The 22871-nt window shown below is 61.0% G+C and carries 26 protein-coding genes and 1 tRNA gene; 12 read left to right on the top strand and 15 right to left on the bottom strand.

The window, feature by feature from the left end; translation table 11 throughout:
• Nucleotides 1-191: 191 nt before the first annotated feature.
• On the top strand, nucleotides 192-1097 hold the full coding sequence (locus D0Y60_RS00295) for a DMT family transporter (protein WP_245409047.1): 906 nt from the start codon (nucleotides 192-194) through the stop codon (nucleotides 1095-1097).
• A 103-nt stretch (nucleotides 1098-1200) separates the two neighbouring features.
• Nucleotides 1201-2439 (top strand): hypothetical protein, encoded by a 1239-nt coding sequence (locus D0Y60_RS00290; RefSeq protein WP_117366969.1) that lies wholly within the window; start codon nucleotides 1201-1203, stop codon nucleotides 2437-2439.
• On the opposite strand, the gene lipB is transcribed toward D0Y60_RS00290, so the two are convergent.
• Nucleotides 2412-3158 carry a lipoyl(octanoyl) transferase LipB gene (lipB, locus tag D0Y60_RS00285; protein WP_117366967.1) on the bottom strand — a complete coding sequence of 249 codons (747 nt, stop codon included), beginning with the start codon at nucleotides 3156-3158 and terminating at the stop codon, nucleotides 2412-2414. The two genes, D0Y60_RS00290 and lipB, sit on opposite strands and share 28 nt — an antisense overlap.
• Before the next feature lie 195 nt (nucleotides 3159-3353).
• Here lipB and D0Y60_RS00280 point away from each other — a divergent pair.
• Nucleotides 3354-3438 (top strand) — tRNA-Leu (locus tag D0Y60_RS00280).
• A 51-nt stretch (nucleotides 3439-3489) separates the two neighbouring features.
• On the opposite strand, the gene D0Y60_RS00275 is transcribed toward D0Y60_RS00280, so the two are convergent.
• Both D0Y60_RS00275 and D0Y60_RS00270 read right to left on the bottom strand, forming a co-directional pair.
• Nucleotides 3490-3738, bottom strand: a complete 249-nt coding sequence (locus D0Y60_RS00275) for a DUF982 domain-containing protein (RefSeq protein ID WP_158565351.1) — start codon at nucleotides 3736-3738, stop codon at nucleotides 3490-3492.
• 112 nt (nucleotides 3739-3850) lie between these two features.
• Complete coding sequence (locus D0Y60_RS00270; RefSeq protein WP_117366146.1) at nucleotides 3851-4345, bottom strand: peptide deformylase; 495 nt, start codon at nucleotides 4343-4345, stop codon at nucleotides 3851-3853.
• 299 nt (nucleotides 4346-4644) lie between these two features.
• Between D0Y60_RS00270 and mgtE the strand changes: the two genes are divergently transcribed.
• Together mgtE and D0Y60_RS00260 are read left to right on the top strand one after the other, a co-directional pair.
• Nucleotides 4645-6081, top strand: a complete 1437-nt coding sequence (gene mgtE, locus D0Y60_RS00265; protein ID WP_117366145.1) for a magnesium transporter — start codon at nucleotides 4645-4647, stop codon at nucleotides 6079-6081.
• 74 nt (nucleotides 6082-6155) lie between these two features.
• Nucleotides 6156-6542, top strand: coding sequence for a MerR family DNA-binding transcriptional regulator (locus D0Y60_RS00260; protein WP_117366965.1), 387 nt, complete (start codon nucleotides 6156-6158; stop codon nucleotides 6540-6542).
• Nucleotides 6543-6603: 61 nt separating this feature from the next.
• On the opposite strand, the gene D0Y60_RS00255 is transcribed toward D0Y60_RS00260, so the two are convergent.
• From D0Y60_RS00255 to D0Y60_RS00245, 3 genes are all read right to left on the bottom strand, one after another.
• Nucleotides 6604-7077, bottom strand: coding sequence for an isoprenylcysteine carboxylmethyltransferase family protein (locus D0Y60_RS00255; protein WP_117366144.1), 474 nt, complete (start codon nucleotides 7075-7077; stop codon nucleotides 6604-6606).
• Between the two features lie 5 nt (nucleotides 7078-7082).
• Nucleotides 7083-8102, bottom strand: coding sequence for a DUF1624 domain-containing protein (locus tag D0Y60_RS00250; protein ID WP_117366143.1), 1020 nt, complete (start codon nucleotides 8100-8102; stop codon nucleotides 7083-7085).
• A 98-nt stretch (nucleotides 8103-8200) separates the two neighbouring features.
• Nucleotides 8201-8890, bottom strand: a complete 690-nt coding sequence (locus D0Y60_RS00245) for a DUF599 family protein (RefSeq protein WP_117366142.1) — start codon at nucleotides 8888-8890, stop codon at nucleotides 8201-8203.
• Nucleotides 8891-9463: 573 nt separating this feature from the next.
• On the opposite strand from D0Y60_RS00245, the gene D0Y60_RS00240 reads away from it, so the two are divergent.
• Together D0Y60_RS00240 and D0Y60_RS00235 are read left to right on the top strand one after the other, a co-directional pair.
• Entirely contained in the window at nucleotides 9464-10864 is a 1401-nt protein-coding gene (locus tag D0Y60_RS00240; RefSeq protein WP_117366141.1) for an L-serine ammonia-lyase, read from the top strand.
• A gap of 74 nt (nucleotides 10865-10938) precedes the next feature.
• On the top strand, nucleotides 10939-11376 hold the full coding sequence (locus D0Y60_RS00235) for a DUF1489 family protein (RefSeq protein WP_117366140.1): 438 nt from the start codon (nucleotides 10939-10941) through the stop codon (nucleotides 11374-11376).
• A gap of 10 nt (nucleotides 11377-11386) precedes the next feature.
• Here the strand turns inward: D0Y60_RS00235 and D0Y60_RS00230 are convergent, their stop codons facing one another.
• The 6 genes from D0Y60_RS00230 to D0Y60_RS00205 form a co-directional block, all read right to left on the bottom strand.
• Entirely contained in the window at nucleotides 11387-11656 is a 270-nt protein-coding gene (locus D0Y60_RS00230) for a hypothetical protein (RefSeq protein ID WP_117366139.1), read from the bottom strand.
• Between the two features lie 162 nt (nucleotides 11657-11818).
• Complete coding sequence (locus D0Y60_RS00225) at nucleotides 11819-13297, bottom strand: D-alanyl-D-alanine carboxypeptidase (protein WP_117366138.1); 1479 nt, start codon at nucleotides 13295-13297, stop codon at nucleotides 11819-11821.
• 119 nt (nucleotides 13298-13416) lie between these two features.
• On the bottom strand, nucleotides 13417-14178 hold the full coding sequence (locus D0Y60_RS00220; protein WP_117366137.1) for a hypothetical protein: 762 nt from the start codon (nucleotides 14176-14178) through the stop codon (nucleotides 13417-13419).
• 261 nt (nucleotides 14179-14439) lie between these two features.
• The gene (locus D0Y60_RS00215; RefSeq protein ID WP_117366136.1) at nucleotides 14440-15039 is read right to left on the bottom strand and encodes a transglutaminase-like cysteine peptidase; all 600 of its coding nucleotides are present in this window, start codon (nucleotides 15037-15039) and stop codon (nucleotides 14440-14442) included.
• A gap of 481 nt (nucleotides 15040-15520) precedes the next feature.
• A complete protein-coding gene (locus D0Y60_RS00210; RefSeq protein WP_117366135.1) occupies nucleotides 15521-16132 on the bottom strand; it encodes a PilZ domain-containing protein in 612 nt (203 codons plus the stop codon).
• Nucleotides 16133-16268: 136 nt separating this feature from the next.
• Nucleotides 16269-16913 (bottom strand): PAS domain-containing protein, encoded by a 645-nt coding sequence (locus tag D0Y60_RS00205; RefSeq protein WP_158565349.1) that lies wholly within the window; start codon nucleotides 16911-16913, stop codon nucleotides 16269-16271.
• 295 nt (nucleotides 16914-17208) lie between these two features.
• Here D0Y60_RS00205 and D0Y60_RS00200 point away from each other — a divergent pair, with 295 nt between their 5' ends.
• Nucleotides 17209-17949, top strand: coding sequence for a rhomboid family intramembrane serine protease (locus D0Y60_RS00200; RefSeq protein WP_117366133.1), 741 nt, complete (start codon nucleotides 17209-17211; stop codon nucleotides 17947-17949).
• A 181-nt stretch (nucleotides 17950-18130) separates the two neighbouring features.
• Nucleotides 18131-18559: a CBS domain-containing protein gene (locus D0Y60_RS00195; protein WP_117366132.1), complete on the top strand. Its 429-nt coding sequence runs from the start codon at nucleotides 18131-18133 to the stop codon at nucleotides 18557-18559.
• 75 nt (nucleotides 18560-18634) lie between these two features.
• On the opposite strand, the gene D0Y60_RS00190 is transcribed toward D0Y60_RS00195, so the two are convergent.
• The 3 genes from D0Y60_RS00190 to folE form a co-directional block, all read right to left on the bottom strand.
• Nucleotides 18635-19600 carry a patatin-like phospholipase family protein gene (locus D0Y60_RS00190; protein ID WP_117366131.1) on the bottom strand — a complete coding sequence of 322 codons (966 nt, stop codon included), beginning with the start codon at nucleotides 19598-19600 and terminating at the stop codon, nucleotides 18635-18637.
• A 364-nt stretch (nucleotides 19601-19964) separates the two neighbouring features.
• Nucleotides 19965-20417, bottom strand: a complete 453-nt coding sequence (hisI, locus tag D0Y60_RS00185) for a phosphoribosyl-AMP cyclohydrolase (RefSeq protein ID WP_117366963.1) — start codon at nucleotides 20415-20417, stop codon at nucleotides 19965-19967.
• Nucleotides 20418-20453: 36 nt separating this feature from the next.
• Nucleotides 20454-21065, bottom strand: a complete 612-nt coding sequence (folE, locus tag D0Y60_RS00180; protein ID WP_117366130.1) for a GTP cyclohydrolase I FolE — start codon at nucleotides 21063-21065, stop codon at nucleotides 20454-20456.
• Nucleotides 21066-21410: 345 nt separating this feature from the next.
• On the opposite strand from folE, the gene D0Y60_RS00175 reads away from it, so the two are divergent.
• From D0Y60_RS00175 to D0Y60_RS00165, 3 genes are read left to right on the top strand one after another with little or no spacing between them, the layout of a single operon-like run.
• Nucleotides 21411-21857, top strand: a complete 447-nt coding sequence (locus D0Y60_RS00175) for an iron-sulfur cluster assembly scaffold protein (RefSeq protein ID WP_117366129.1) — start codon at nucleotides 21411-21413, stop codon at nucleotides 21855-21857.
• A gap of 6 nt (nucleotides 21858-21863) precedes the next feature.
• Entirely contained in the window at nucleotides 21864-22232 is a 369-nt protein-coding gene (yidD, locus tag D0Y60_RS00170; RefSeq protein ID WP_117366128.1) for a membrane protein insertion efficiency factor YidD, read from the top strand.
• A gap of 3 nt (nucleotides 22233-22235) precedes the next feature.
• Nucleotides 22236-22763, top strand: a complete 528-nt coding sequence (locus tag D0Y60_RS00165) for a DUF1697 domain-containing protein (RefSeq protein WP_117366127.1) — start codon at nucleotides 22236-22238, stop codon at nucleotides 22761-22763.
• Nucleotides 22764-22871 lie beyond the last annotated feature (108 nt).

Genomic DNA, 22871 nt, shown 5'->3' with positions numbered 1-22871 from the left:
ATTTCTTATTGGCGCCAGTCTACAGGCAAGCCGGTACCCGTTGCTACCTCAAATGCGCCGCGCTGCGCCGCCCGTACAGGACTGATTTCCAGCATTGCCAGCGGGCGCAAAAGGGCTATGCAGGAGGCGAACGAAGGAGAAGCCCAATGAAAGCCTTGCCCAGCGCAAGCGATAGTACTAGCGGAAGCACGATGCAGGGCGTTGCTTTGATGGCTATCGCCATGCTGCTCCTGCCGTGCATGGATGCGATTGCGAAATATATGGCGAACTTCGTCGGCATGTCGCCGGGGCAGGTGACGTTCTACCGTTTCTTCTTTCAGGTGCTCTGCACGGTTCCCTTGATCTTCACGGCTGCCGGCGCCGAAACGTTGCGGCCGAAGCGCCCTTGGCTCAACCTTTTGCGTGGTGCGATCCACGGCGCCGCGAGCCTGCTGTTCTTCGCGGCCGTCAAATACATGCCGCTTGCAGATGTTTTTGCGATCTATTTCGTCGAACCCTTCATCCTCACTGCGATGTCTGCCGCCTTCCTCGGCGACAAGGTCGGCTGGCGGCGTTGGCTGGCCATTATGGTCGGTTTCGGCGGAGCGCTTATCGTCATCCAGCCTAGCTTCGTTCTCTTCGGCTGGACGGCATTGCTGCCTGTCGCCTGCGCTTTCCTCTATTCTATCTATCTCTTCATGAACCGCGCCATCGGTGATGCCGATTCACCGCTGACCATGCAAACCATTGCCGGCTTCGGCGGTACAATCCTCATGGGCTTCGCGCTGTTCTTCGGAGACGCGGCCGACATCGCCGATTTCGCACCCTCGTTGCCGCCGTCCTTCTTCACACTCGTTCTGCTCATCATCCTCGGCGCACTTTCGGGTTATGCGCATATGCTGGTGGTTCGCGCGTTCCGCATGGCGCCGCTCTCGCTGCTTGCGCCGTTCCAGTATTTCGAAATCATCTCGGCCACCGTGCTTGGCTATGCCATCTTCGGCGATTTCCCGACCCCGTCGAAATGGCTCGGCATCGCGATCATCGTCGCTTCGGGTCTCTTTATCATCTGGCGCGAACACAAGGTCCGCAAGCTGACGGCGACGGCCGCCTTCGACTGACGATTTCGGTTAAATGTGAAGAGGCCGATCTACGATTCTTAACTTTTGTTAGGAGGTTGCCGGTAGCCTCGTGCTTCCTGTCATGAAGACCGGGAAGGACGACATGTCGACATCGCTTTCGATGTTCCTGCTGGTGGCGATCAATCTCGGCCTGATCTGGCTCCTTATCGCCGCGCCCGTCGGGCGCCGTACGTTGCACCTGACCCGCGTCTTCAAGGCTCCGCCCAGCCGCATCGCTGCCCTTGTAAGCCCGCTCGGCGAGGAAGCGGATTGGCATCCGTCGGTCGTCTCCACCGAAAAGCTTTCTGGCGACCGCGTCCGCCAGACACTCTCTCATCCCGATCGCCATGGCGTCCCGATCACGCGCACGCTCGAGGTCCACGAAGCGCAGGACGCGGACAATCTTGCTTGCGAGACGCGGGTGGTCGATGATAGCGCGCTTGATGCCTCTTTCTGGAAAAACTATGTCGAGCGGCGGTTCCTACGCCCCGTGCCGGGCGGCACGGCGCTCACCGTCGAACAGACCGATCGCTATCGTGGCGTCGCCTTCCTGCTTTTCCGCTATATCCAGCTGCGCCGCGAAATGAAGGCGCTCGACCAATGGCTGGCAACGGGCAAGGGGGACATGAGTGGCGTCCTCGAGAGCGGGTGGACGCAGGCGGGTCTTGCCGTGCTGTCCACGCTGCTGCTCTGGCCGTTCTTCGGGCTCAACATCCAAGGCCTGCTGCTGTCCACCATGTTGACGGTCGTCATCGTGCTGCACGAACTCGGCCACATGGCCGCGTATCGTGCCTTCGGCCATGGGCGGGTGCGCATGATCTTCGTGCCGTTGCTCGGCGGCATCGCCGTCGGCGGCAGACCCTACAACTCGCATTTCGAGGTTGCAGTCTGTGCGCTGATGGGGGCCGGCATGTCGGCCTTCCTCGTATCGCCGCTGATTGCGCTTTATGACGCTACCGCGATGGGTCCGAGTCTGCTGGTCTTTTTGCTCATTCTCGGGGCGTTCAACCTGCTGAACCTGCTGCCCATGCACCGCTTCGACGGTGGTCAGGTGCTGCGGCAGGTGTTTTCAACCCGCATCAGTCTGCTGATCGCGAGTTTTCTGGTCACGCTCTCGATCCTTTGGGTCGGCTGGCGCGTCGGCCTGCCAACGCAGATGCTGATCGCAGGGCTCGCCATCTTCACCGTGCTTAGCCTTCTCGGCGCCGGCAGTGTCAAGCCGCGCGCAGCGCTCGATCCGATGACGGCGCCGCAGCGACTGCTCGCCGGCTTCGGCCTTTATTCCGCGCTGGTGCTGCACGGCTATGCGATCGTCTATGCCTGCGACAGGCTTCTGGGCTGACAGTCGGCATCCGGAGTCGTCGGACCAAAGACCCGTTCGAATGAATCGCGGATGCGCATATCCACATCGCTCATCATGACCGGCAAACCGAGATCGACGAGGCTGGTCACGCCATAGTCGCGAATGCCGCAGGGCACGATGCCCGAAAAATGCTCAAGGTCTGGATCGACGTTGAGCGAGAAACCATGAAAACTCACCCAGCGGCGCAGGCGAATGCCGATCGCCGCGATCTTGTCCTCGGCCGGCGAGCCGTCCGGCAGTGGCGGCCGATCCGGCCGGCGCACCCACACGCCGACGCGGTCCTCGCGCCGTTCGCCGCGCACATTCATGGAATCGAGCACATCGATCACCACGGCTTCGAGCGCCGCCACGAAGGCACGCACGTCCTGCCGGCGGCGTTTCAGATCCAGCATGACATAGACGACCCGCTGGCCGGGGCCATGATAGGTGTATTCACCGCCGCGGCCTGTGGAAAACACCGGGAAGCGATCCGGCGCGACGAGGTCGGTTGGCACCGCACTCGTGCCGGCGGTGTAAAGCGGCGGATGTTCTACCAGCCAGACCAGCTCGTCGGCCTCGCCATTGGCGATCGCCGCCGCTTCGTTTTCCATGGTTTTGACCGCCTCGTCATAAGAAACAAGGTCCTGCGCGATGCGCCATCGCACCGGCGGCGAGCCGTCGATGGCGAGAAGGGATGTGGAGATGTCCTGACGCTGCATGATGGCCGTCCTTTCGGATTTCTTGTGCCAGATATAGGCGCGATCATGCAAGGATTTCAGGGGTTTCAGGGCATTCGTGCAGGGACTGTTGAAATTGTTTCGCTTTCCGTCATTTTTCTTTCTTATCGGCCTTGCACCCCCCAAATGCTTTTGCTACATGCACCTCCGTCGCCGCAAGGCAACGCCTACCACGATGCGGTCGTGGCGGAATTGGTAGACGCGCAGCGTTGAGGTCGCTGTGGGGCAACCCGTGGAAGTTCGAGTCTTCTCGACCGCACCAAAAAAGACCCGCCTTTCGGCGGGTCTTTTTGTTTGTGCACTTTCCTGCCCATCAAGCGACGACTTCTACGCGGGCTTCGCGCGCCGCCGCAATAAAAGCGAGCCGGGCGCGGGCTGCGCTCATTCGGCCTTCCAGCGCGCGGGCGCAGAAGGCGAGTGCGCGTTGATAGGCGCGGCCGTAGGTGACCGGCCAGAGTTCGGCGAGCAGATGCATGGCGGTCGCCACGTCGCGGACGAAGCGAGGGCGTGCAGCGCCCGGCAGCACGATGCCCAAAGTCTTTTCCCAGGATATGATTTTCATCGGTATTGTCCCTTGCATTCGCGCTCAGAAATGCGGGACGATTCCGTTTGTTCCGGCTTCACGGAGATTTTTTCCCCGGTGATTCTGCTGTGTTCTGAAAGGCTTGCGCGAATCAGCCTTTGAGTTTGCCGTATTTCTTGATGATGCGCTCGCGCTTCAGCCGTGAGAGCCGGTCGATCCAGAAGATACCGTCGAGCTGGTCGATTTCGTGCTGCAGGCAGACGGAGAGCAGGCCGTCGGCTTCCTCTGTCTTTGTCGCGCCGGAAAGATCCTGATAATTTAGGCGAATGCGGGCAGGGCGCTCCACCTCGTCGGTGACGCCGGGCATCGAGACACTGCCTTCCGTGTGGCGCCGCATCTCCGGCGAGACCCATTCGATGACGGGATTTACATAGACCCCGAGCGAGCCGGGACCGTCGAGTTCGATCACCGTCAGCCGTTCGAGAATGCCGACATGAGCCAAAGTGATGCCGATGCCAGGGGCGGCGCGCATGGTGGCGGCGAGATCATCCGCAAGGGCGGCCAGCTGTGTGTCGAATGTCTCGATTGGCTTGCAGGGCTGGCGCAGGCGCTGGTCAGGATAGCGCACGATGGGCAGGAGGGCCATGGTTTCTCCGATCGTCGATTTTTCCCTTCCTAGCCTGTTTGCGGCGGAGGGAAAATGCTGACCTTTTCCAGGTGTATCAAAACCTTCGATTTGCATGGTGTTGCAACAGCTTGCGAAAAAGTTTCGCCGCGCCGGCTTTTGCCGCTTTCGACGATGGACCGGGCGGGCGCTTTGGGTTAGCACGATGGCGTGAGGCACCCGTTTTCTGGCGCCTGCTAGGAACCCTGCACTGAAATCCCTGTCGTCTCCGCGCCGCCGACGTGGCCCTGCGGGACGATCCCGACGCAAGGAGCGGCCCGATGGACAACACCGGCGACGACGACCGCATCGAGCAGCAGGGCGCAACCTTAGAACACAGTACCGTCGACGGTGAGGACATCTATGCCGAGGACGGTTCGATCCGCTCGGATTTCCTCATGCATGTCGGGGCGGCGATTGCCGACCGCGACCTCCTGTTCCTGCGTCGTCATGTTGCGCGGCTACACGAATCGGAAATGGGCGACCTCCTCGAGGCGATCCAGCCCGAGCAGCGCCGCCAGCTTGTCTCACTGCTCGGCGCCGATTTCGACCTTGCGGCGCTCACCGAAGTTGACGAGGCGATCCGCCTCGATATCGTCGAGCATCTGCCGAACGAGCAGATCGCGGCGGCCATCGGCGAGATGGATTCGGACGACGCCGTCTATATTCTGGAAGACCTCGATCAGGAAGATCGGGAGGAAATCCTCTCCAAGCTGCCGTTCACCGAACGGATCCGCCTGCGCCGCTCGCTCGATTATCCCGAAAGCACCGCCGGCCGTCGTATGCAGACGGAATTCGTCGCCGTGCCGCCGTTCTGGACGATCGGTCAGACGATCGACTATCTGCGCGAGGATGCCGACCTGCCGGATAGCTTTTCACAAATCTTTGTCATCGATCCGACTTTCCGCCTGCTCGGCGTTGTCGATCTCGACCGTATCCTGCGCACGGCGCGGGGCACGAAGATCGAAACGGTCATGCGCGACACCAATCATCCGATCCCGGCCGACATGGACCAGGAGGAGGCCGCCCAGCTCTTCGAGCAATACGACCTTCTCTCTGCTGCCGTTGTCGACGAGAACGGCCGCCTCGTCGGGGTGCTGACCATCGACGACGTGGTCGACGTCATCCAGGAAGAGGCTGAAGAAGACTTGATGCGCCTCGGTGGCGTGGGCGACGAAGAGCTGTCGGATACGACCATCGAGACCGTGCGCTCGCGCGCACCTTGGCTTCTCGTCAATCTCTTGACTGCCTTTATCGCAGCGTCGGTCATCTCCCTTTTCGAGACGACGATCGAGGAGATCGTGGCGCTTGCGGTTCTCATGCCGATTGTCGCCGGCATGGGTGGCAATGCCGGATCGCAGACCATGACCGTGACGGTGCGTGCACTCGCAACGCGTGACCTCGACATCCACAATGCGTGGCGCGTCGTGCGACGTGAAGCGGGTGTCGGTCTGCTGCATGGCATGGCGTTCGGTGTAATGATCGGAGCCGTCGCAGGGTTCTGGTTTCACGACGTCAATATCGGCGGCGTCATCGCGACCGCCATGCTCATCAACATGTGCGCGGCTGCTTTGGCCGGTATCACGATCCCTATCCTGCTCGACAAGGCAGGAGCGGACCCGGCCGTATCCTCCAGTGTTTTCGTCACTGCGGTTACCGATATCGTCGGTTTCTTCGCGTTTCTGGGGCTTGCCACGTGGTGGTTCGCTGTTCGCTAGCGCAACTCAAGCCGGAAAATTGACTTATACGTAAAAGTCAATAAAATGCCCGCTCAGAAATGATCGGAGCAGGCGTGGACAAGTTTTATACCATAACCGAGCTGACGCGTGAATTCGGGGTTTCCACCCGTACCTTGCGCTTCTACGAGGATGAGGGGCTCATCAATCCCGAGCGCCGCGGTCGTACGCGTCTTTTCCGTCCGGCAGACCGCCGCCTGATCCTGGAAATCCTGCGCGGCCGGCGCATCGGGTTCACCATTGCCGAGATCCGCGACATCATCCGCGTCTACAAGGATCCACCGGGTGAAGTGGGGCAACTCGAAATGCTGATGACGAAGGTCAGCGAGAAGCGCGAAGAGCTGCGTCAGAAGCGCCGGGATATCGAGGAGACGCTGGCTGAACTCGACAATGTCGAGGAGGCCTGTTTGACCCGTCTCGCCGAAATCGGCGTCGGTACCTGATAAATCCGATTTTGAATGTAGCGTTTGGCGTTGGATAAGAAATCCGGCGCCATAGACGTTCTCAGATCCAGCGGGTCGTGCCGTTGCAGTAACGCTCGAAATCGATGCCGAAGCGCGAGAGCAGGTGAAGCTCCTCCCGTTTGATAGCGACGATGCTGGTCAGGCCGGAGGCGACGATCGCCGTCACCAGGCACCAAGGATTGAGCATCACGAGGCCGATGCCGGCGGTCGCCAGCGTATAGCCCAGATAGATCGGGTTACGGGTAAACCGATAGGGGCCTGACGTGACCAGACAGGTGGAGCAGCGGTTCGGCAGGATGGTCGTGTGGCAATCCAGGAGCGTGCGCATCGCCCAAACATCCAGCACGATCGCCGTGAGGATCAGCACGCTGCCGGCGACGGTGGCGATCAGGCTGTCGGTTTCGGATGCCGCGAGCGGGAAATAGGCCTGAAGCAGGAAGGCGACCGCAAGTGCTGCGCCGTAGATCAGCGGTGGCCAGGGGAAGGCGAGTGGCTTCATGCGATAGGCATTCATGATCCCTACTCCTTAAGGTCGGTTCCCGTCTCTGCTTTAGCCGTACATTGCGAGGAGATCGCGGCTATCCGCTCGTCCGTCGTGACATCGATCGCGCCGCGATTGAGATCGGCGAACAGGTTCTGCTCCTGCAATCCGGTCAGCGTGCAACTGCAAAAGCTCTGGCAGAAGCCGGCGCCGCGTTCGGGCTCGCAAGCGCGCATGCAGCTTTTGATGTAGCCGACGGCCGGATCGGGTGCTGGCGCCGGCATGACCAGAGAGAAGGCATATACCAGCGCGATCAGCACCGGCTGATGGATAAGATAGATGGCGAGACTGTGGCGGCCTGCGGCCTCCAGCAGGGTTTTCCACCGGACATTCGTTCGTCCGCCAAGACCGGCAAGCCGTTCGGGAAGCGCGCTCGCCACGAAAAGCCTGGCGAGGACGATGCCCAGGAGAACCGGTGCGATCCACGGCAGGAGCGGCACATAATCGTTCGAGCGCGGAATGTTGACCGAAAGCCCGACCCACCAGAGTGCGGGATGATCGAAGAGCGGTGACCGCAGATAGAGCGGTGCTGCGACCGCAGCCGCGGCCGCGAGCAGCGTGACGGCAATCGGCAGGCGCAGGAAGACAAGGCCGATCACGCTTGCGGCAGCAATGGCGTGCAGGATGCCGAAGAAGATGAACGTCTCGCGGAAGGCGAACCAGGTGGCGATGGTGATGAGGAGCGCCGCGCCGCCGATCTTGGCAAGCCGGGTGAAGAACGGCCTTGCCTGAAACCCCTTGCGTTGGCCGAGCACCAGGCTGAAACCGACGAGAAACAGGAAGCTGCCGGCGATCACCCGGGCAAAGATACGCCATCCGCCGGTCGTTGCCGTTTCCGGTTCGATATAGCCGAAGAAGCCGAGGTCCCAGGTGAAATGGTAGATCGCCATGGCGATCAGGGCCACGCCGCGCAACTGGTCGATCAGCGGGATGCGTGGAAGCCGGCGCGTTTGCTCCCCGTCCACTGTCCCATTGCCGTCAATCACCGTCGTCGTCATGTTTCGGGGTCGCCGCATTGCTTTGGTCCATAGGAATGTGTCACGCCAAGCTTGCGCCGGGCGGATGGCCGAAAGGTGGCCAGGGTCGTTGGGAGAGGTCAGTCGAGGCGCTCGAGCACGGCGAGGCGGGCTTCAGAATAGAACTGACGGCGCACGAGCACGATGATGATGCCGATGGTCGTGGCGATGAACAGGAACGGGCTGACGAACCAGCCGAGATAGCCGATCGATAAGAAGATCGCGCGCAGGCCCTTGTTGAAGTGCTTTGCGGCCAGGATGTTCATGCGGATCACCTTGTCGGCCGCGAGATCCGCACCGGCGGGGTCCTTGTGAATGTCACCGCTCATCGGCATGGCGCCGAGCAGGATCGTGCAATAATTGAACAGCCGGTAGGACCAGCCGAATTTGAAGAAGGCGTAGCCGAAGATGATGGCGAGGCCACCGACCTTCATTTCGAAGCCGGCGCGGCTGCCATGGAAGACGTAGGGCAAGTCGCTGAAGATTGCAAAAACCTGTTCTGTCGCCCCGAGCAGCGCAAAACAGCTGCCGAGCGCCAGCAGCGATGTCGAAGCGAAGAAGGCCGTTCCGTTCTGCAGTCCGGCCATGATCTGCGTATCGATCATGCGCAGGTCGCGGTGCATGGCGTTGCGGATCCAGACCGCGCGCTGCGAGCTCATGGCGCGCGTGAGGCTCACCCGGTCGAACAGTTTTGCCCGGTCCGTGATCCAGGAATAGCCGGCCCACAGGACGAGGAAGAGGGCGAGCGCGATGAGATCAGGGGTGTTCATGAGACGTCTTGTGCCACGGATTCGGTATTTTGCAAGCCGCGGGATGGCGCCTTCGCACGACGTTCAGATCTAGGACAAAACGAAGGCGCGGCGTGGGAACGGCAAAAGGATGCCCGACGCGCCCAACTCTCTGATTCTTCGACACGTCATGCATTGAGCGCGGGGCTCCCATGCCGACGACGCCTTGGTTTCGCCATTTTTCGCGATTGCGGTTTCATAAATTCTTCATTAAACAGAGCCCCATGCGGCGCTGATATCGGCGGCTCGCACGACACTTCCATTCGGGGAAATCATGGAAAGCACCGTTCAGAAATCCTGCTGGGGCGTTACCGCCCGTGCAGTCCTCGGTTTTGGCGCCATTCTGGTCATCGCCTATCTCTTCGGCGGCATCTGAAAATTTCAGGCCCAAGTCCCTACATGAACAGCGCGCTCTTCACCGAGACGCGCTGTTTTTGTTTTCGGCATGTCGCACTGGTAAAACCCGATGTCGGGAGATCGCCAAGAGTGCGCGCCATGATAACGTAGCTTCATCGGTCAAAGCATGAGCCGGCTGCGGCGAGGAGAAGTCAGGGAATGTTCCTTTCGGTTTTTGATGTCTTCAAGATCGGTATTGGGCCGTCGAGCTCCCACACGATGGGGCCGATGTCGGCGGCAAACCGCTTTCTTGACCTGATCCTCTCCGACGACTGGCCCCGCCCGTCGAATGCCCATGTCGCCGGTATCCGCATGAGCCTGCACGGCTCGCTCGCCTATACCGGCGTCGGCCATGGTTCCGACCGCGCCGTCATTCTAGGCCTGATGGGCGAGCGGCCGGATATGGTCGATCCGGACCAGATGGATGCGATCGTGGGCGAGGTCGAGCGCACCGGCCGCATCACACCGCCGGTCCATCCAAGCTATGCCTTCCAGCCGAAGACCGACCTGATCTTCGACAAGAAGAACCCGCTGCCCGGCCATGCCAATGGCATGACCTTTTCTGCCTATGACCGTGACGACCGTCTCCTCCTGAAGCGGATCTACTATTCCGTGGGTGGCGGCTTCGTCGTGACCGACACCGAATTGGAGCAGATGCGCGCCAGCAAGGCGAAGGCCGGCGGCGCGAAGGTGCCGTTCCCCTTCGCCTCCGCCAAGCAAATGCTGGAAATGGCCGAACGCTCGGGTATGACGATTGCCCAGATGAAGCGCGCCAACGAGGAAGCGACCATGTCGCGCGAGGAGTTGGATGCCGGGCTGGACCGCATCTGGGGCGCCATGAAGAGCTGTATCGACCGCGGCCTGAAGAACGAGGGTATCATGCCTGGCGGCCTCAAGGTGCGCCGCCGCGCCCGCTCGATCCACGACAAACTGCAGGAGGAATGGCGTTCCAACAAGGCGAACCCGCTGCTCGCCAATGACTGGCTGTCCGTCTATGCCATGGCTGTCAACGAGGAGAACGCCGCCGGCGGCCGCGTTGTGACTTCTCCGACCAACGGGGCGGCCGGTGTCGTGCCCGCCACGATCCGCTACTACCTGCATTTCCACGAGGATGCCGATCAGGAAGGTATTCGCGACTACCTGCTGACGGCGGCCGCCGTCGGCGGCATCATCAAGCACAATGCCTCGATATCAGGCGCCGAGGTCGGCTGTCAGGGCGAGGTGGGTTCCGCCTCCGCCATGGCCGCCGCCGGCCTTGCGGCTGTCATGGGCGGCACGCCGGAACAGGTGGAGAATGCCGCGGAAATCGCGCTGGAGCACCATCTCGGCATGACCTGCGATCCCATCGCCGGCCTTGTGCAGGTGCCGTGCATCGAGCGCAACGCGCTGGGCGCCGTCAAGGCGGTGACGGCGGCCTCGCTGTCACTGAAGGGCGATGGCCAGCACTTCGTGCCGCTTGACGCCTGCATCGAGACGATGCGCCAGACCGGTGTCGACATGAACGAGAAGTACAAGGAAACCTCCACCGGCGGCCTCGCCGTCAATGTGGTGGAGTGCTGATCGTCCACCTGTTCCTTGTGGAGTGCGACGCGGCGGCCTCTTGACCCGGCCGCCGCAAGGGCGTTCAAAGAACCATGGCCCTCCATCTCATCAAACTCTGTGTCGGCGCCGACAGTATCGAAGATCTGCGTGAATGGGTGTCCGAACGCTCGCTCATCGCGATTGCGGCGGGCATGGAGCCGCATTCCAGCCACATCACCCGGATGGTTCCGAAACGCGATCAGGAACTGCTCGACGGCGGTTCGCTCTATTGGGTAATCAAGGGGCAGGTACAAGCCCGCCAGCGGCTGCTCGGTCTGAAGAGCTTTACGGATGTCGACGGTATTTCCCGCTGCGAACTGATGCTCGGGCCGGAAGTCATCGAAACCGAATTTCAGCCGCGCCGTGCCTTCCAAGGCTGGCGCTACCTCACCGAGGACGACGCCCCGCGCGATCTCAAGAATATGGGTGAGGGGTTGGCCGATCTGCCGATGGAGCTTCGGCGCGAACTCGCCGAACTCGGCCTTCTCTAAAGGGTGAAAATCAGCGGATGCGCATGCGCACCGGATAGCGCCGTTCGCTGACGCCGACATGCAAATGGATCCCGGCGGCCGGCTGGCCAGAGCGCCAGGCGCGGGCGCCGTGGGCCAAAAGCATGCCCACGAGATCCTTCGTCTTGTTGCGCGAACGACCCAATCCGATATCCGCGATCCGCATCGCTGCTTCGTGCAGCGGGTGGAGCGTGCCCTTCAGCGGGCGGCGTTTTTCGTCGCGCGCTGCGGGAACATCGAAAAGGTTTTCGTTCATCGCCATGATCTGCCTCGTACGCAATACCTAACCGAGGGTGACAGAGCCGCTACATGCGGCATCCGCCTGTCTTTCCCCGCAGCCATCGGTACGCAATACCTGGCCGATGCCGTTGCGGGTTGAAGACGGTAGTTCGGGGACCGCGCCGCCAGGCGCGGTCGAAACTCGTTACTGCTGGCTGGCCCAGCAGGCAAAGCCCTTGCGCTTCAGGACCTTGCACGCTGCCGTCGCGCCGTTCTGGTTGTCGAAGCCGCCGAAGCGGGCGCGATAAAGCGAACCGCTGCCGCTGTTGACGGCAACCGTGAAGGGCGTTGCGCTGGACAGTGCCTTGCCGCCGGAGTTTTTCGCTTTGGAGAGCAGTTCCTGCGCCTGGCCCTTGTCCGGCGTCGCGCCGATCTGGATGACCCAGCCCGAGGGCGTGGATTCCGAGGCCATGGTGGCGGTGGTGGTCGAAGACGTGGTCAGCTTGTCGAGCGAGCCGCCAGTGTCGCCCTGTTCTGTCAGGTCTTCTGCCGGGACGGCGCTTTCACGCTGCAGCTTGAGCGTCGCGGCGAGCGCCCGCTTGCCGACGATCTCGTTTTCGCCCGATGTCGCGGCATAGGCAGTTTCGATGCGGGCTTCGTTGTAGCGGTAGGTCGGAACGGGGCCGTTTTCCGGCAGTTCCATGCCGCGATTGCTGAGCGTGCCGCTTGCCGACGCGGTGACCGTTTCGGTTGCAACATCCGCCGTCAGCGTCGGCGCATCCTTGGTTTCGGCGATCAAGTCGCCTCCGCCGCGGCGCGAGGCCTTCGGCATATAGGCGGCAATCAGCTTGCGCATCTGCTGGTCGCGGGCACCGCCCGAACGGCCGCCGAGCACGACACCGACGACGCTGCGGCCATCGGCCACGGCCGAGGTCACGAGATTGTAGCCGGAGGCGCGGGTATAGCCGGTCTTGATGCCGTCGACGCCGCGCACGCTGCCAAGCAGGCGGTTGTGGCCGTTGATGACCTGCTTGCCGAAGCGGAAGCTGCGAACCGAGAAATAATCGTAATATTGCGGAAAGTGCTGGCGCAGCGCGATGCCGAGGCGGGCCTGGTCACGGGCGGTCGTGACCTGTGCCGTGTTCGGCAAGCCGTTGGCGTTGCGATAGGTGGTGCGCGTCATGCCGAGCGCACGGGCCTTCTGCGTCATCATGCGGGCAAAGCGCTCTTCCGAGCCGCCGAGCATTTCGGCAAGCGCCGTAGAGGCGTCGTTCGCCGAACGGGTGATGAGGCCGAGCATGGCCTGTTCGACGGTGATCGAGTTGCCCGGGCGCACGCCCAGCTTGGTCGGCGGTTCGCTTGAGGCGTTCTTCGAGAAGGGCACGCGGGTATCGAGGCGGATCTTGCCGGCTTCGAGCGCCTCGAAGGTCAGATACAGCGTCATCATCTTGGTGAGCGACGCCGGATAGCGCAGTTCGTCGGCATCCTCGCTGTAGAGCACCTTGCCGGTCTTGGCGTCGATGACGATGCCGGCATATTTCGGGGAGGCTTCCGCGGGCGCCGCAAAGGCGACGGTACTGACCATTCCAACCATCACCAGACCTTGCGCCACGGTGGCAACTGCCTGACAGGAGCGGGGAAGGAAATCGAGGAATACGGAACGGGACACTACGTTACTCTTCATTCTCGGATTGCAGATGGTGTTCGGATGGGAGGTCCAGAACGACCGTTGGCAGCACACTAGCGAAACAGCGTTACCAATCGGTTTATGATGAATCATTGGTTTCTGAGATCGCCATTATTTTATCGGCCGCTGTTGACGGCGAGCGGGCGGCCGTTCCGGATGAGGGACTGGCCGAGATATTCGCGAACGCGTGCTTCCATGGCCTGCCACTGCGGCAAAAGTCTGCTCGAAAAGCGGTAAAGCACGGAAAGGTCGCTGCCGATGTGGATGTCGCGCTGGCAATCCGCGCTGGTCGATGGCGCGTCCTCTGCCGGCATCATGCAGCGCACCGCATAGTCCGAACCGTCGGGCAGCGTGCCGGTGAAGAACACTTCGTTGCCGTAGCCGGAATTGTCCTTGAGATGGCGCAAGGTGAGGGCGGCGGGGCCGAGCTCCGTGTGGCCGTCGAAGAGGTGGCTGTAGATCGGCTCCAGCCGACCGGACATGTCCTTCGACATGGTGCTTTGCGAAAGGCTTAAAAAAAGCAGGCTTTCCGGGCGGTTGGCATCATTGAACCGACTGCGTTCGGTGTTGGAGTAGCCCTGCATTTCCGGCCAGGTGAGATAGAGATCAACGCGCTCCGCGAGACCCGTCCGGCGTTGCTCTTCGAAGCGGATAACGTTGGCGGGAAGGCGAATCTGGTCTTGGCCGATCACGATGTCGACGGGATCCGCATTCTCCGTGTGGCCGGCCAGTGCGATGCGCTCTCCGAGCATGCGGCCGGTAATGCTGATGCCGATGGTGAGGCCTGCGAGGACGGCGACACCAATGGTCATCCGTGTCAGCAGGCGGGTGGATAGGAGCGGCGCGTGGCCGTCGTCACCTGTCGTCGCAATGGTCATCGCGCTCCTCGTCCACCGAGAGAAAATCGGGACTCAGGCGTGCCTGAATCTCTTGAGGCGAAGTTCCGCGAACGTGGTTAATTTTAAATGAATGCACAAAGGTTGAAAGGATCGAAAAGGGGGGGCGGCCGGTTCCGGGACAGCAGAACCGGCCGCAGGGCCATGGTCGGGACGGGGATTGGGGGACTGACCGGGCCCTTTTCTTACCCGGCGGGTGGCCAGGCGATTTCGTTATGCGGCGCCGGGTCGGCGTCAGCCTTGTTACTTGACGCTACCGACGGCGTCGGCACGGCCGTCCTGAAGCTTGACCCATTTGCCGGCATTGGCCGAGGACTGGCGCTTCAGGTAGCGGTATTCGGTTTCGGACCAGAGCAGGACCTTGTTGCGCATGTTGTCGAGCACGAAGTCGCCGCGATCGGTGCGCACGGTCAGCACGGCATGGCCTTCGCCATTCGGCTGGAGCACGACCGTGATCAGCAGGTTCGAGGGCGAGATGCCGGATTCGATCAGCCGCTTGCGCTTGAGCAGCACATAGTCTTCGCAGTCGCCCACCGCATCCGGATAGGCCCATTTTTCCTCGACGCCGTAAATCTCCATGTCGGTCATCGGCTGTACGTCGGTGTTGGCCGAATAGTTGACGTTGAGGATGGTCTTCCAGTTTTCCTGCGTCAGGACGAGCGGGCCGGTATCCTTGCCGTTCGAGCGGCATTCATCGGCATATTGCTTGCAGAATTCATAGTGGCCGATCGGCTGGTTGGTGGCGCCGGCGAGCGGAATGTTGGCCGGCAGAGCCATGGCGGCCTGCACGGCGGCCAGAGAGAAGAGAAACGCGAATGCCCCTGTCCTGAGTGTTTTTGTCATTGTTCTGTCCCCGTTTGATGATGGGACAATGACACGGACTTTTTGATCTTACGCGAAATTCGGAAGTATAAATTAGTTCAAATCTAGATCGCATAAGTATAAAATAAAAACAAAACTTGAATTGAATTTGAACGGTATTTGATGCGTTTTTGACTAAAATCTGAATCAAATTTGTCGGGCTGGCGATCAGTGAGCCAAACGTAACCAATTGATTTCTTATCGCTATTGCCGATATGTCGATTGCGATTTGTGCGAAGGCACCGCCATTCGTGCAGAAGTTCCGCCTTCATTCGACGGTTTCATCGATAGCGGAAGGGTCTCGGAATAGGCTGTTCGGCCAGTTGCGTTGCTTCGGAACGCTTTTGGCGGACAAAAAAAGATTCGAAATATTTTGCGGAATGTCGGTGTGCCAGGCTGAAACAGCAAAGGGCCCCGCAGGGCCCTTGTGACACAGTCCGACGTTTTGCGCCGTGCCGAAATGCTACAGGAACGAGGTCAGCGCTTCCTTGGACTGGACCGACGAGAATTCGATGGCCACGCCTTCCTGGAAGTGGCGCACGACGCGGCCCTTCATGTTGCCGAGCTGGACGGGCGTGCCGAGCGCCGGGCGCACGTCGATATCGACGGCGGCGCCCGAGAGTGAAAGGTCGATGATACGGCAGGGATAGCGCCGGCCGTCGTCGAGGGTGATCTCGGTGCGCGTGTTGCGCGGCGTCAGACGGTTGTGACGGCGATCTTCCGGCAGGCCGAGTTCGTGCTTGTTGGCAATCCAGGTCAGCTGCGCCGCGAGCTTTTCGCGCTTGCGGTCCGTGGCCGTGAGGGTGATCGCGAAGCCTTCGTCGTTGAGGGCAGCGACATTACCTTCGATTCGGCCCAGATGATCGACATAGGCGATGATGCGCTCGCCGATGCGCGGGCGGGCGGAGCAGACGAAGTTGGCGTCACCCGGCGACATGTCTATTACGGAGCAGTCGTATTCATCGTGATTGGGCAGCATCAGCCGGCCAGGCAGGTTCACCGAAACACGCTGGAAGCTCCGCTGGTCGGGCTGCGGTTTGCGGGCGGCGGGCGATGCTTGCTGAAATGAATACATGTTCGCGCGGGCCTGATGATCTTATGTCTTTCCAAGTCTTAAGCTTTCGCGGTTAACAGAAGGTTTGCCGCGCCCTTGAAAAGTGAAGGGGACCTTACGCTCCGGCAATTTTTACTTGCCGCAAGTTGCAAAAGCCTTAGCGCTCGCGCAGATCTTCAGTCTGCCGCCCGCCCTCGAATATCCGCAGGTGCAGGACCCGGCTGACCGTCTGGCCGAACGCGGGCGGACGCATCGCCATGATCGACGCCGGCATGGGGATCGCCGGCCGATTGCCGGTGGCCTCATGCGCGCGGCTTGCATCGATCACAGAGAGGGAGCCGAGCGTGGCGTAGCGGAAAGCGGAGAGCGGTGGGCGCTGGCCGGGCAGGGGGGCAAAGGCACCGATAATGCGGTCCGCCACGCGGGCCTTTGAAGCGAGCGGCAGAAGGACGATCTCGGCGTTGGTCGTTTCCAGCGCGCCGTCGACGAGCTGGACCTGCAGAATGGCGGGCGCACCATGCGCCATGACGTTTTCCGCAATGCGCGCGACCCGGTTTCGCTGGTCGGGCGCGAAAAGCATGTCGAAGGTTGTGCCTTTCAGCTCGCGGCCGAATTGGGCGCAGAAACGCGTGCCGGCGAGGCGAAAGCGTGGATCGGCAAACCTGATATGCTCAAGGATGAAGACGTCGGGCAGGATGGCGGCTATGTCCGCAGGCTCGATTACGCTGCGCAGGGGAAGAGGGCGTTCGCCACGCTTGTTCGTCCAATAATCGTAAAGCGCCGTTACGGCTTTCGTCTGCATGCTCATATCCATTCGATTCTGCACCGTTTCGGCACGCCAATGCGGGCGAAAGGGGCATTCAGGAAGAGCGGTGCGAGTTTCGTGCCACCTCTATATTAAGGTTAACAATTGGTTTCGATTGCGCAGCCGGACGGCTTTGGCCAAAGATCGGGACATTCCTCCACAAGGGAATGGTTTACTGCACATTCGATTTCAGCCCCGGGGATTGGGGCCACCGGCCGTCAGCGAGAGCTGCACGGCCTTTCTTTTGACTGTATAAGCGCGATTCGTATTTTGTGAATTTGGTGGATCAACCATGAGCAGTGACGGCGTAGAGATGCAGCGTGATGGCGCGGATACCCGTAAGCGGGAGCCCGCGTTCAACCTGCCCGGCGGGCTGGTGTTCATGCTGGCGTTGCTGATCGTCATCCATGTCGTGCGCACCTACTTCCTGTTGTCGGTGACCGATGAAAACGTCCTCCTGCAGTTCGCCTTCATCCCAGGCCGCTATACGATTCCCTTCGCGGAACAGGATCTCGGCTGGCTGTGGAGCCCGATTACCTATTCGCTGCTGCATGGCAGCTGGGAACACCTGATTTTCAACGCTTTCTGGATGGTCGCCTTCGGGGCGCCCGTCGTTCGGCGAATCGGGCTCACGCGTTTCTTCATCTTCTGGTGCCTGTCGGCGATCGCCGCCGTCACGTTTCACACGGCGCTGCACTGGGGTGCAATGATTCTCGTCGTCGGTGCGTCCGGTGTCGTCTCCGGCCTAATGGGGGCAGCCGCCCGTTTCGTCTTTTCGCCGAGCGGTCGCATCAGCCGGCAGTTCGCCCATCTCAACCGGCGTCTGACGGTCGCGGAAGCGCTCTCCAACCGCTCGGTGCTGGTGTTTTCCGGAATCTGGTTTCTCACCAACTTCCTGATCGGCTTCGGCCAAATCTTCGGCTCCGTCGCAGGCGGTGCTGTTGCCTGGGAGGCGCATATCGGCGGCTTCCTCTTCGGCTTCTTCTTTTTCCCGTTGTTCGACGTCGCCACGGCTGAAACCCGCCGGGATTAACGATAGTCCATTAGCGGTCTTGCAATCGCCTCCTTCGTGGCGCACCATGTTTTTGTTCCGGTTCGCACATGCACACCGGAACGGGGAACATCCAAGGAGGAAAGGATGTTCCTGGTACAGGCAGGGCATCCCTGCATGGGTGTCCCGCCTCTCTGCGTCATGATGCACACGGGAGGTACGCATGTATGTAAAGACGATACTGGACGAAAAAGGCCGCAACGTTGTCACCGGCGGCCCGCAGCTCACTGTCAGGCAGGCAGCCGTCTATCTCCATGAAAACCATATCGGTGCCATTGTGGTCGTTGATCGTAACGACCGTATCGCCGGCATCGTGACCGAGCGCGACATCGTGGCGGCGGTTGCGCGCAACGGTGCGGACTGCATGGACAAGCCCATTTCCTCCATCATGTGGGGCAACGTTTATCGTTGCGGCGAAACCGAGACCGTCGACGAACTCATGGAACGGATGAGCAAGCTGCGTGCACGACATATTCCAGTGGAGAAGGACGGACGGCTCGTCGGTATCATCTCGATCGGCGACGTGGTGAAGTCCCACATCCGCGCGATTAAGCACGAAGCCGACGCCATCAAGGCTTACATCGCCAGCTGACATTCATATTGAACGGTTTCGGGCGGAACGATCTTTGATCGTCCCGCCCGCCGTGTCTTCAAAGATGAGTTGTTCTTAGCGCGCGACCATCACCACTTCCTGCATACGCTTGATTTCGGAAATCCGCGCCTTGGCTTCGAGATAACCGCGGTCGATCGACTCGCCGGCGCGGTGAAATTCGGACAGGCCGATATCCGATAGTTTCGGATGCAGCGCCAGGTCCGGCGGATCTCCTGCGAGACGGGCGCGGGAAATGCGGTCCTGGATGATGTTGAATGACTGCACCATGACGCCGGTGAGGCCGAGGCGCGCGGCGCTGTTTTCCTGCCGATTTTCGTCGATCTTCTGCGGGCTCGCGCTGTGCTTGATGACGGCAGAGCGGCCGTAAAGGTCGTAGTTGAGATTAACAGCGACGACGAGCGGTTCCTCATGCGCGCGGCAGACCGAGACCGGCACCGGATTGACCAACGCGCCATCGACCAGGGTACGGTTGTTGCACTTGATCGGCTCGAAGATGCCGGGCAAGGCATAGGACGCGCGCAGTGCCGTGATCAGCGAGCCGCCATTGATCCAGACTTCGTGGCCGCTGTTGACTTCCGTTGCTACAGCGACGAAGGGACGGTCCAGATCCTCGATCGACAGATTTTCAAGATGCTCCTGCATGCGTTTGGTGAGCCGCATGCCGCCGAACAGGCCAGAGCCGCGAATGGTGAAATCAAGCAGGCTGGCAATGCGGCGCATGGTGAGCGAGCGGGCGAAGGCTTCCAGCTCATCCAGTTTGCCTGCCAGATAACAGCCGCCGACGAGGGCGCCGATTGAGGTGCCCGCGATCATGCCGATCTCGATGCCTTCCTCTTCGAGTGCCCTGAGCACGCCGATATGGGCCCAGCCGCGGGCAGCGCCGCCACCCAGCGCCAGCGCAATCTTGGATTTGCGCGGCGGGGCCGGCACGGGAATGATGGGCATGTTGTTCATGGAAGGTCCGCCCGGATCTGAAGCATCCGCCGTTACGAGACTACGATTAAAACTCCAGTTCAACATGCAGACCTCCGTACCCGAAAGGAATTCGCGGCGAAGCGATCAGTTCCAGCGTCTTGGCGTCGTTGGGAACACAATAAGTGACAGGGTATATGCAGTCTGTGACGCGGGGAACTTTCACGGCGAAGACAGGCCTGAAAACTCCGCTGGATGCGTCCGGTCGAGGCTGAAGCAGGGCAGTTGCCCGCGGGATCGTCACCCCTTTCGGGGTGGGTGCTGGAAACCGGTCGTGACGCATACGAGCGATGGTGTTCCATGTCCTGATCCGCATGGCGGGGATAGCAGCCGCCATGGGGAGGATTAGGCGTCCGGACCGGTTTCCAAAGGATGAATCCGTGCCGGAACGGTCCAGAACTTATGCAGATGCTTAATTTTTGTTGTAGACGGACGCCGGGTCGAATTGCGGGGCGCCGCCGGTAATGGTCAATACAGCACCATTTTCTCCGTTGGTAACAGTGCGATAGAAGCAAGAACGGCGACCGGTATGGCAGGTCGCGTCATGGCCGGCGACGGAAACCTTCAGCCAGATGGCATCCTGGTCGCAATCGGTGCGCATTTCCACGACGGTCTGGAGGTTGCCGGAAGTTTCGCCCTTCTTCCACAGCGATTTGCGCGAGCGGCTCCAGTAATGGGCGATACCGGTCTCGATGGTCAGGGCCAGCGACTCGGCGTTCATGTGGGCGACCATTAGCAGTTCGCCATCCTTCGCACCCGTCACCACGGCCGTCACCAGGCCGTGCTCGTCGAAACGCGGCGTGAAGGCCGGACCCGTTTCGAGTTCGGCCTTGTCCTTGGAGGGGGCGTCGAAGGTGATCGTCATGGCCATCCGGCTCCATCGTGTGGAGCCGGCATCTGCCTAGCTCCGGATCATCGTCATGAACCGGACCTGTTCGGTCGGTTCGGTCTTGAAGGCACCGGTAAAGGTGGTGGTGAGCGTTGTCGAGCCCTGTTTCTGGATGCCGCGCATCGCCATGCACATATGCTCGGCCTCTATCATGACGGCCACGCCACGCGGGTTCAGCGTCTCGTCGATCGATTTGGCGATCTGCGCCGTCATGGTCTCCTGCGTCTGCAGGCGGCGACCGAAGATTTCGACGACGCGCGCGATCTTGGAGAGACCGAGAACCCGGCCGTTCGGAAGATAGGCGACATGCGCCTTGCCGATGATCGGCACCATGTGGTGTTCGCAATGCGAGAAGAACGGAATGTCCTTCACCAGCACCATGTCGTCATAGCCTGCGACTTCTTCGAAGGTGCGGCCAAGCACATCCTCCGCGACGAGGTCGTAACCGGAAAACAGTTCGCGATAGGCTTTTGCCACCCGCTTGGGCGTATCGAGCAGGCCTTCGCGCTGCGGGTCGTCGCCCGCCCAGCGCAGCAGCACGCGGACGGCGTCCTCGGCTTCCTTCTGCGAAGGACGGTCCGACTGATCGTCGACACGCGGAAAATTGGTGACTATGGCGTCCATGGACCCATGACCTTTCTGCAGGTTAACTGACGTGTTTATCGGACTCGCCACTGGCCATTCGCCTAACCCTGCAGGCTTGGGTTCCGTTGGCGGGCTCCGGGGCTTTCGGGTCTCGGCTTATCAGTGCGCTCGACCGTCCGGCACGGTTTCCCAAACAACAGGTGATGTCCGCTTTCGGCTCTCCGGCTTCTTGCAAAACGCTCACCCCAATACGAGTTATCATATAGTATGGATCACTACGTGCGAAAGAGGCGGGAGGCGACACGCCGTGCTTTTTTCCCGCCGTGATCGGAATAATCTCCTCGGATCATTGAAGATTCCGCAAAAAACGCGGAAAACAGGGCCATGATGGACGATATTTATAACAGCCGCATCCTGGAATTCGCCGGCAACATTCCTCGTATAGGCACGCTGCCGGACGCGGATGCCGAGGCGAACGCTCATTCCAAGCTCTGCGGCTCGCGGGTGAAAGTGTATCTGAAGCTCGATGGCGACACGGTCAGCGACTTCGCCCATGAGGTGAAGGCCTGTGCGCTGGGCCAGGCGTCATCCTCGGTCATGGCGCGCCAGGTGATCGGCGCGACGGTTGCCGAAATCCGCCAGGCGCGGGAAGACATGCTCGCCATGCTGAAGGCGGACGGTGAGGGGCCGGGCGGGCGTTTCGAGGACATGCGTTTTCTCAAGCCCGTCAAAGACTACAAGGCCCGTCACGCCTCGATCATGCTGACCTTCGACGCCGTGGTGGATGCCATAGGCCAGATCGAGGCAAAGCGGCTCGTCAAGGTCGGGTGAGGAAGAATGTGTGACGCCCCGGATTGCCGGCACGACGCCCGGCGCTTGGCCTATAAGGGCCGCAACTGGCGGGGACCGTTTCGCAAAACGCCGGGGCGGCTTTTCGGCATGGGCTTCATCCGGCTCTACCAGCTGACGCTCTCTGGCTTTATCGGCAATTCCTGCCGTCACCTGCCAACCTGCTCGGAATACGGCTATGAGGCCGTCGCACGGCACGGGCTGTGGCGCGGCGGCTTCATGACGCTGTTTCGCGTCATGCGCTGCGGCCCCGGCGGCACGCATGGCTTCGATCCCGTGCCCGAAGGGCTGGAGAGCCGCTATTCGCGATGGGCACCTTGGCGACTGTGGCGCGTTTCCCGTGCCGGGAGAGACTGACCCGTGACCACCTATGTCGCGCTTCTTCATTCGATCATTCTCGGCCCCGGAAAGAGGCTCGTCATGACGGACCTCCGGGCCATGGCGGAAGAGCTCGGGTTTCGTGCACCGCGCACGCTGGTTGCCACGGGCAACCTGATCTTCGATGCAGACGAGGCGCCGCTTTCCGAAATCGAAGAGCGACTTGAGACGGCGTTTCAGGCGCGCTTCGGCAAACATGTCGATATTCTCCTGCGCTCCGCCGATGCTTGGAAACGCGTCGCCGCACAAAATCCCTTTCCCGGCTGCGGCGGGCAGAATGTCGTTATCCGTGTGATGCGAAAACCGCTCGGCCAGGATGTCCTGCCGAAACTCGAAGCGCTTTCCACGCCCGACATCCGCCTGGCTATCGTCGACGGTGATTTGTGGATCGATTTCGCTGGCAAGCCGAGTGATAGCCGGCTCTTATCGCACCTGACGACGAAGAAGCTGGGTATCGGCACGCTGCGCAACGCCAATACCGTCAACGGTCTTGCGAAAATGCTGGGCTGACCACGCCTCCTGGCACTCCTTCCGGTTGTCGGCTTGCGGGCCTGCTTTCGCTCCGATTATGGGGCGATCCGGTTTGGCGGGGAAAAGCGCAAAGCCCTTATTTGTGGC

Origin of the sequence: Shinella sp. WSJ-2 (genome assembly GCF_003432075.1) — a bacterium.
Lineage (GTDB): Bacteria > Pseudomonadota > Alphaproteobacteria > Rhizobiales > Rhizobiaceae > Shinella.
This window is presented reverse-complemented; position numbering and strand designations above follow the sequence as displayed.

Bases quoted from the DNA above. Each gene is read 5' to 3' on its own strand.
- D0Y60_RS00295 (WP_245409047.1), top strand. From the start codon at position 192: ATGCAGGGCGTTGCTTTGATGGCTATCGCCATGCTGCTCCTGCCGTGC.
- D0Y60_RS00290 (WP_117366969.1), top strand. From the start codon at position 1,201: ATGTCGACATCGCTTTCGATGTTCCTGCTGGTGGCGATCAATCTCGGC.
- lipB (WP_117366967.1), bottom strand. From the start codon at position 3,158: ATGCAGCGTCAGGACATCTCCACATCCCTTCTCGCCATCGACGGCTCG.
- D0Y60_RS00275 (WP_158565351.1), bottom strand. From the start codon at position 3,738: ATGAAAATCATATCCTGGGAAAAGACTTTGGGCATCGTGCTGCCGGGC.
- D0Y60_RS00270 (WP_117366146.1), bottom strand. From the start codon at position 4,345: ATGGCCCTCCTGCCCATCGTGCGCTATCCTGACCAGCGCCTGCGCCAG.
- mgtE (WP_117366145.1), top strand. From the start codon at position 4,645: ATGGACAACACCGGCGACGACGACCGCATCGAGCAGCAGGGCGCAACC.
- D0Y60_RS00255 (WP_117366144.1), bottom strand. From the start codon at position 7,077: ATGAATGCCTATCGCATGAAGCCACTCGCCTTCCCCTGGCCACCGCTG.
- D0Y60_RS00250 (WP_117366143.1), bottom strand. From the start codon at position 8,102: ATGACGACGACGGTGATTGACGGCAATGGGACAGTGGACGGGGAGCAA.
- D0Y60_RS00245 (WP_117366142.1), bottom strand. From the start codon at position 8,890: ATGAACACCCCTGATCTCATCGCGCTCGCCCTCTTCCTCGTCCTGTGG.
- D0Y60_RS00240 (WP_117366141.1), top strand. From the start codon at position 9,464: ATGTTCCTTTCGGTTTTTGATGTCTTCAAGATCGGTATTGGGCCGTCG.
- D0Y60_RS00235 (WP_117366140.1), top strand. From the start codon at position 10,939: ATGGCCCTCCATCTCATCAAACTCTGTGTCGGCGCCGACAGTATCGAA.
- D0Y60_RS00230 (WP_117366139.1), bottom strand. From the start codon at position 11,656: ATGGCGATGAACGAAAACCTTTTCGATGTTCCCGCAGCGCGCGACGAA.
- D0Y60_RS00225 (WP_117366138.1), bottom strand. From the start codon at position 13,297: ATGAAGAGTAACGTAGTGTCCCGTTCCGTATTCCTCGATTTCCTTCCC.
- D0Y60_RS00220 (WP_117366137.1), bottom strand. From the start codon at position 14,178: ATGACCATTGCGACGACAGGTGACGACGGCCACGCGCCGCTCCTATCC.
- D0Y60_RS00215 (WP_117366136.1), bottom strand. From the start codon at position 15,039: ATGACAAAAACACTCAGGACAGGGGCATTCGCGTTTCTCTTCTCTCTG.
- D0Y60_RS00210 (WP_117366135.1), bottom strand. From the start codon at position 16,132: ATGTATTCATTTCAGCAAGCATCGCCCGCCGCCCGCAAACCGCAGCCC.
- D0Y60_RS00205 (WP_158565349.1), bottom strand. From the start codon at position 16,913: ATGCAGACGAAAGCCGTAACGGCGCTTTACGATTATTGGACGAACAAG.
- D0Y60_RS00200 (WP_117366133.1), top strand. From the start codon at position 17,209: ATGAGCAGTGACGGCGTAGAGATGCAGCGTGATGGCGCGGATACCCGT.
- D0Y60_RS00195 (WP_117366132.1), top strand. From the start codon at position 18,131: ATGTATGTAAAGACGATACTGGACGAAAAAGGCCGCAACGTTGTCACC.
- D0Y60_RS00190 (WP_117366131.1), bottom strand. From the start codon at position 19,600: ATGTTGAACTGGAGTTTTAATCGTAGTCTCGTAACGGCGGATGCTTCA.
- hisI (WP_117366963.1), bottom strand. From the start codon at position 20,417: ATGACGATCACCTTCGACGCCCCCTCCAAGGACAAGGCCGAACTCGAA.
- folE (WP_117366130.1), bottom strand. From the start codon at position 21,065: ATGGACGCCATAGTCACCAATTTTCCGCGTGTCGACGATCAGTCGGAC.
- D0Y60_RS00175 (WP_117366129.1), top strand. From the start codon at position 21,411: ATGATGGACGATATTTATAACAGCCGCATCCTGGAATTCGCCGGCAAC.
- yidD (WP_117366128.1), top strand. From the start codon at position 21,864: ATGTGTGACGCCCCGGATTGCCGGCACGACGCCCGGCGCTTGGCCTAT.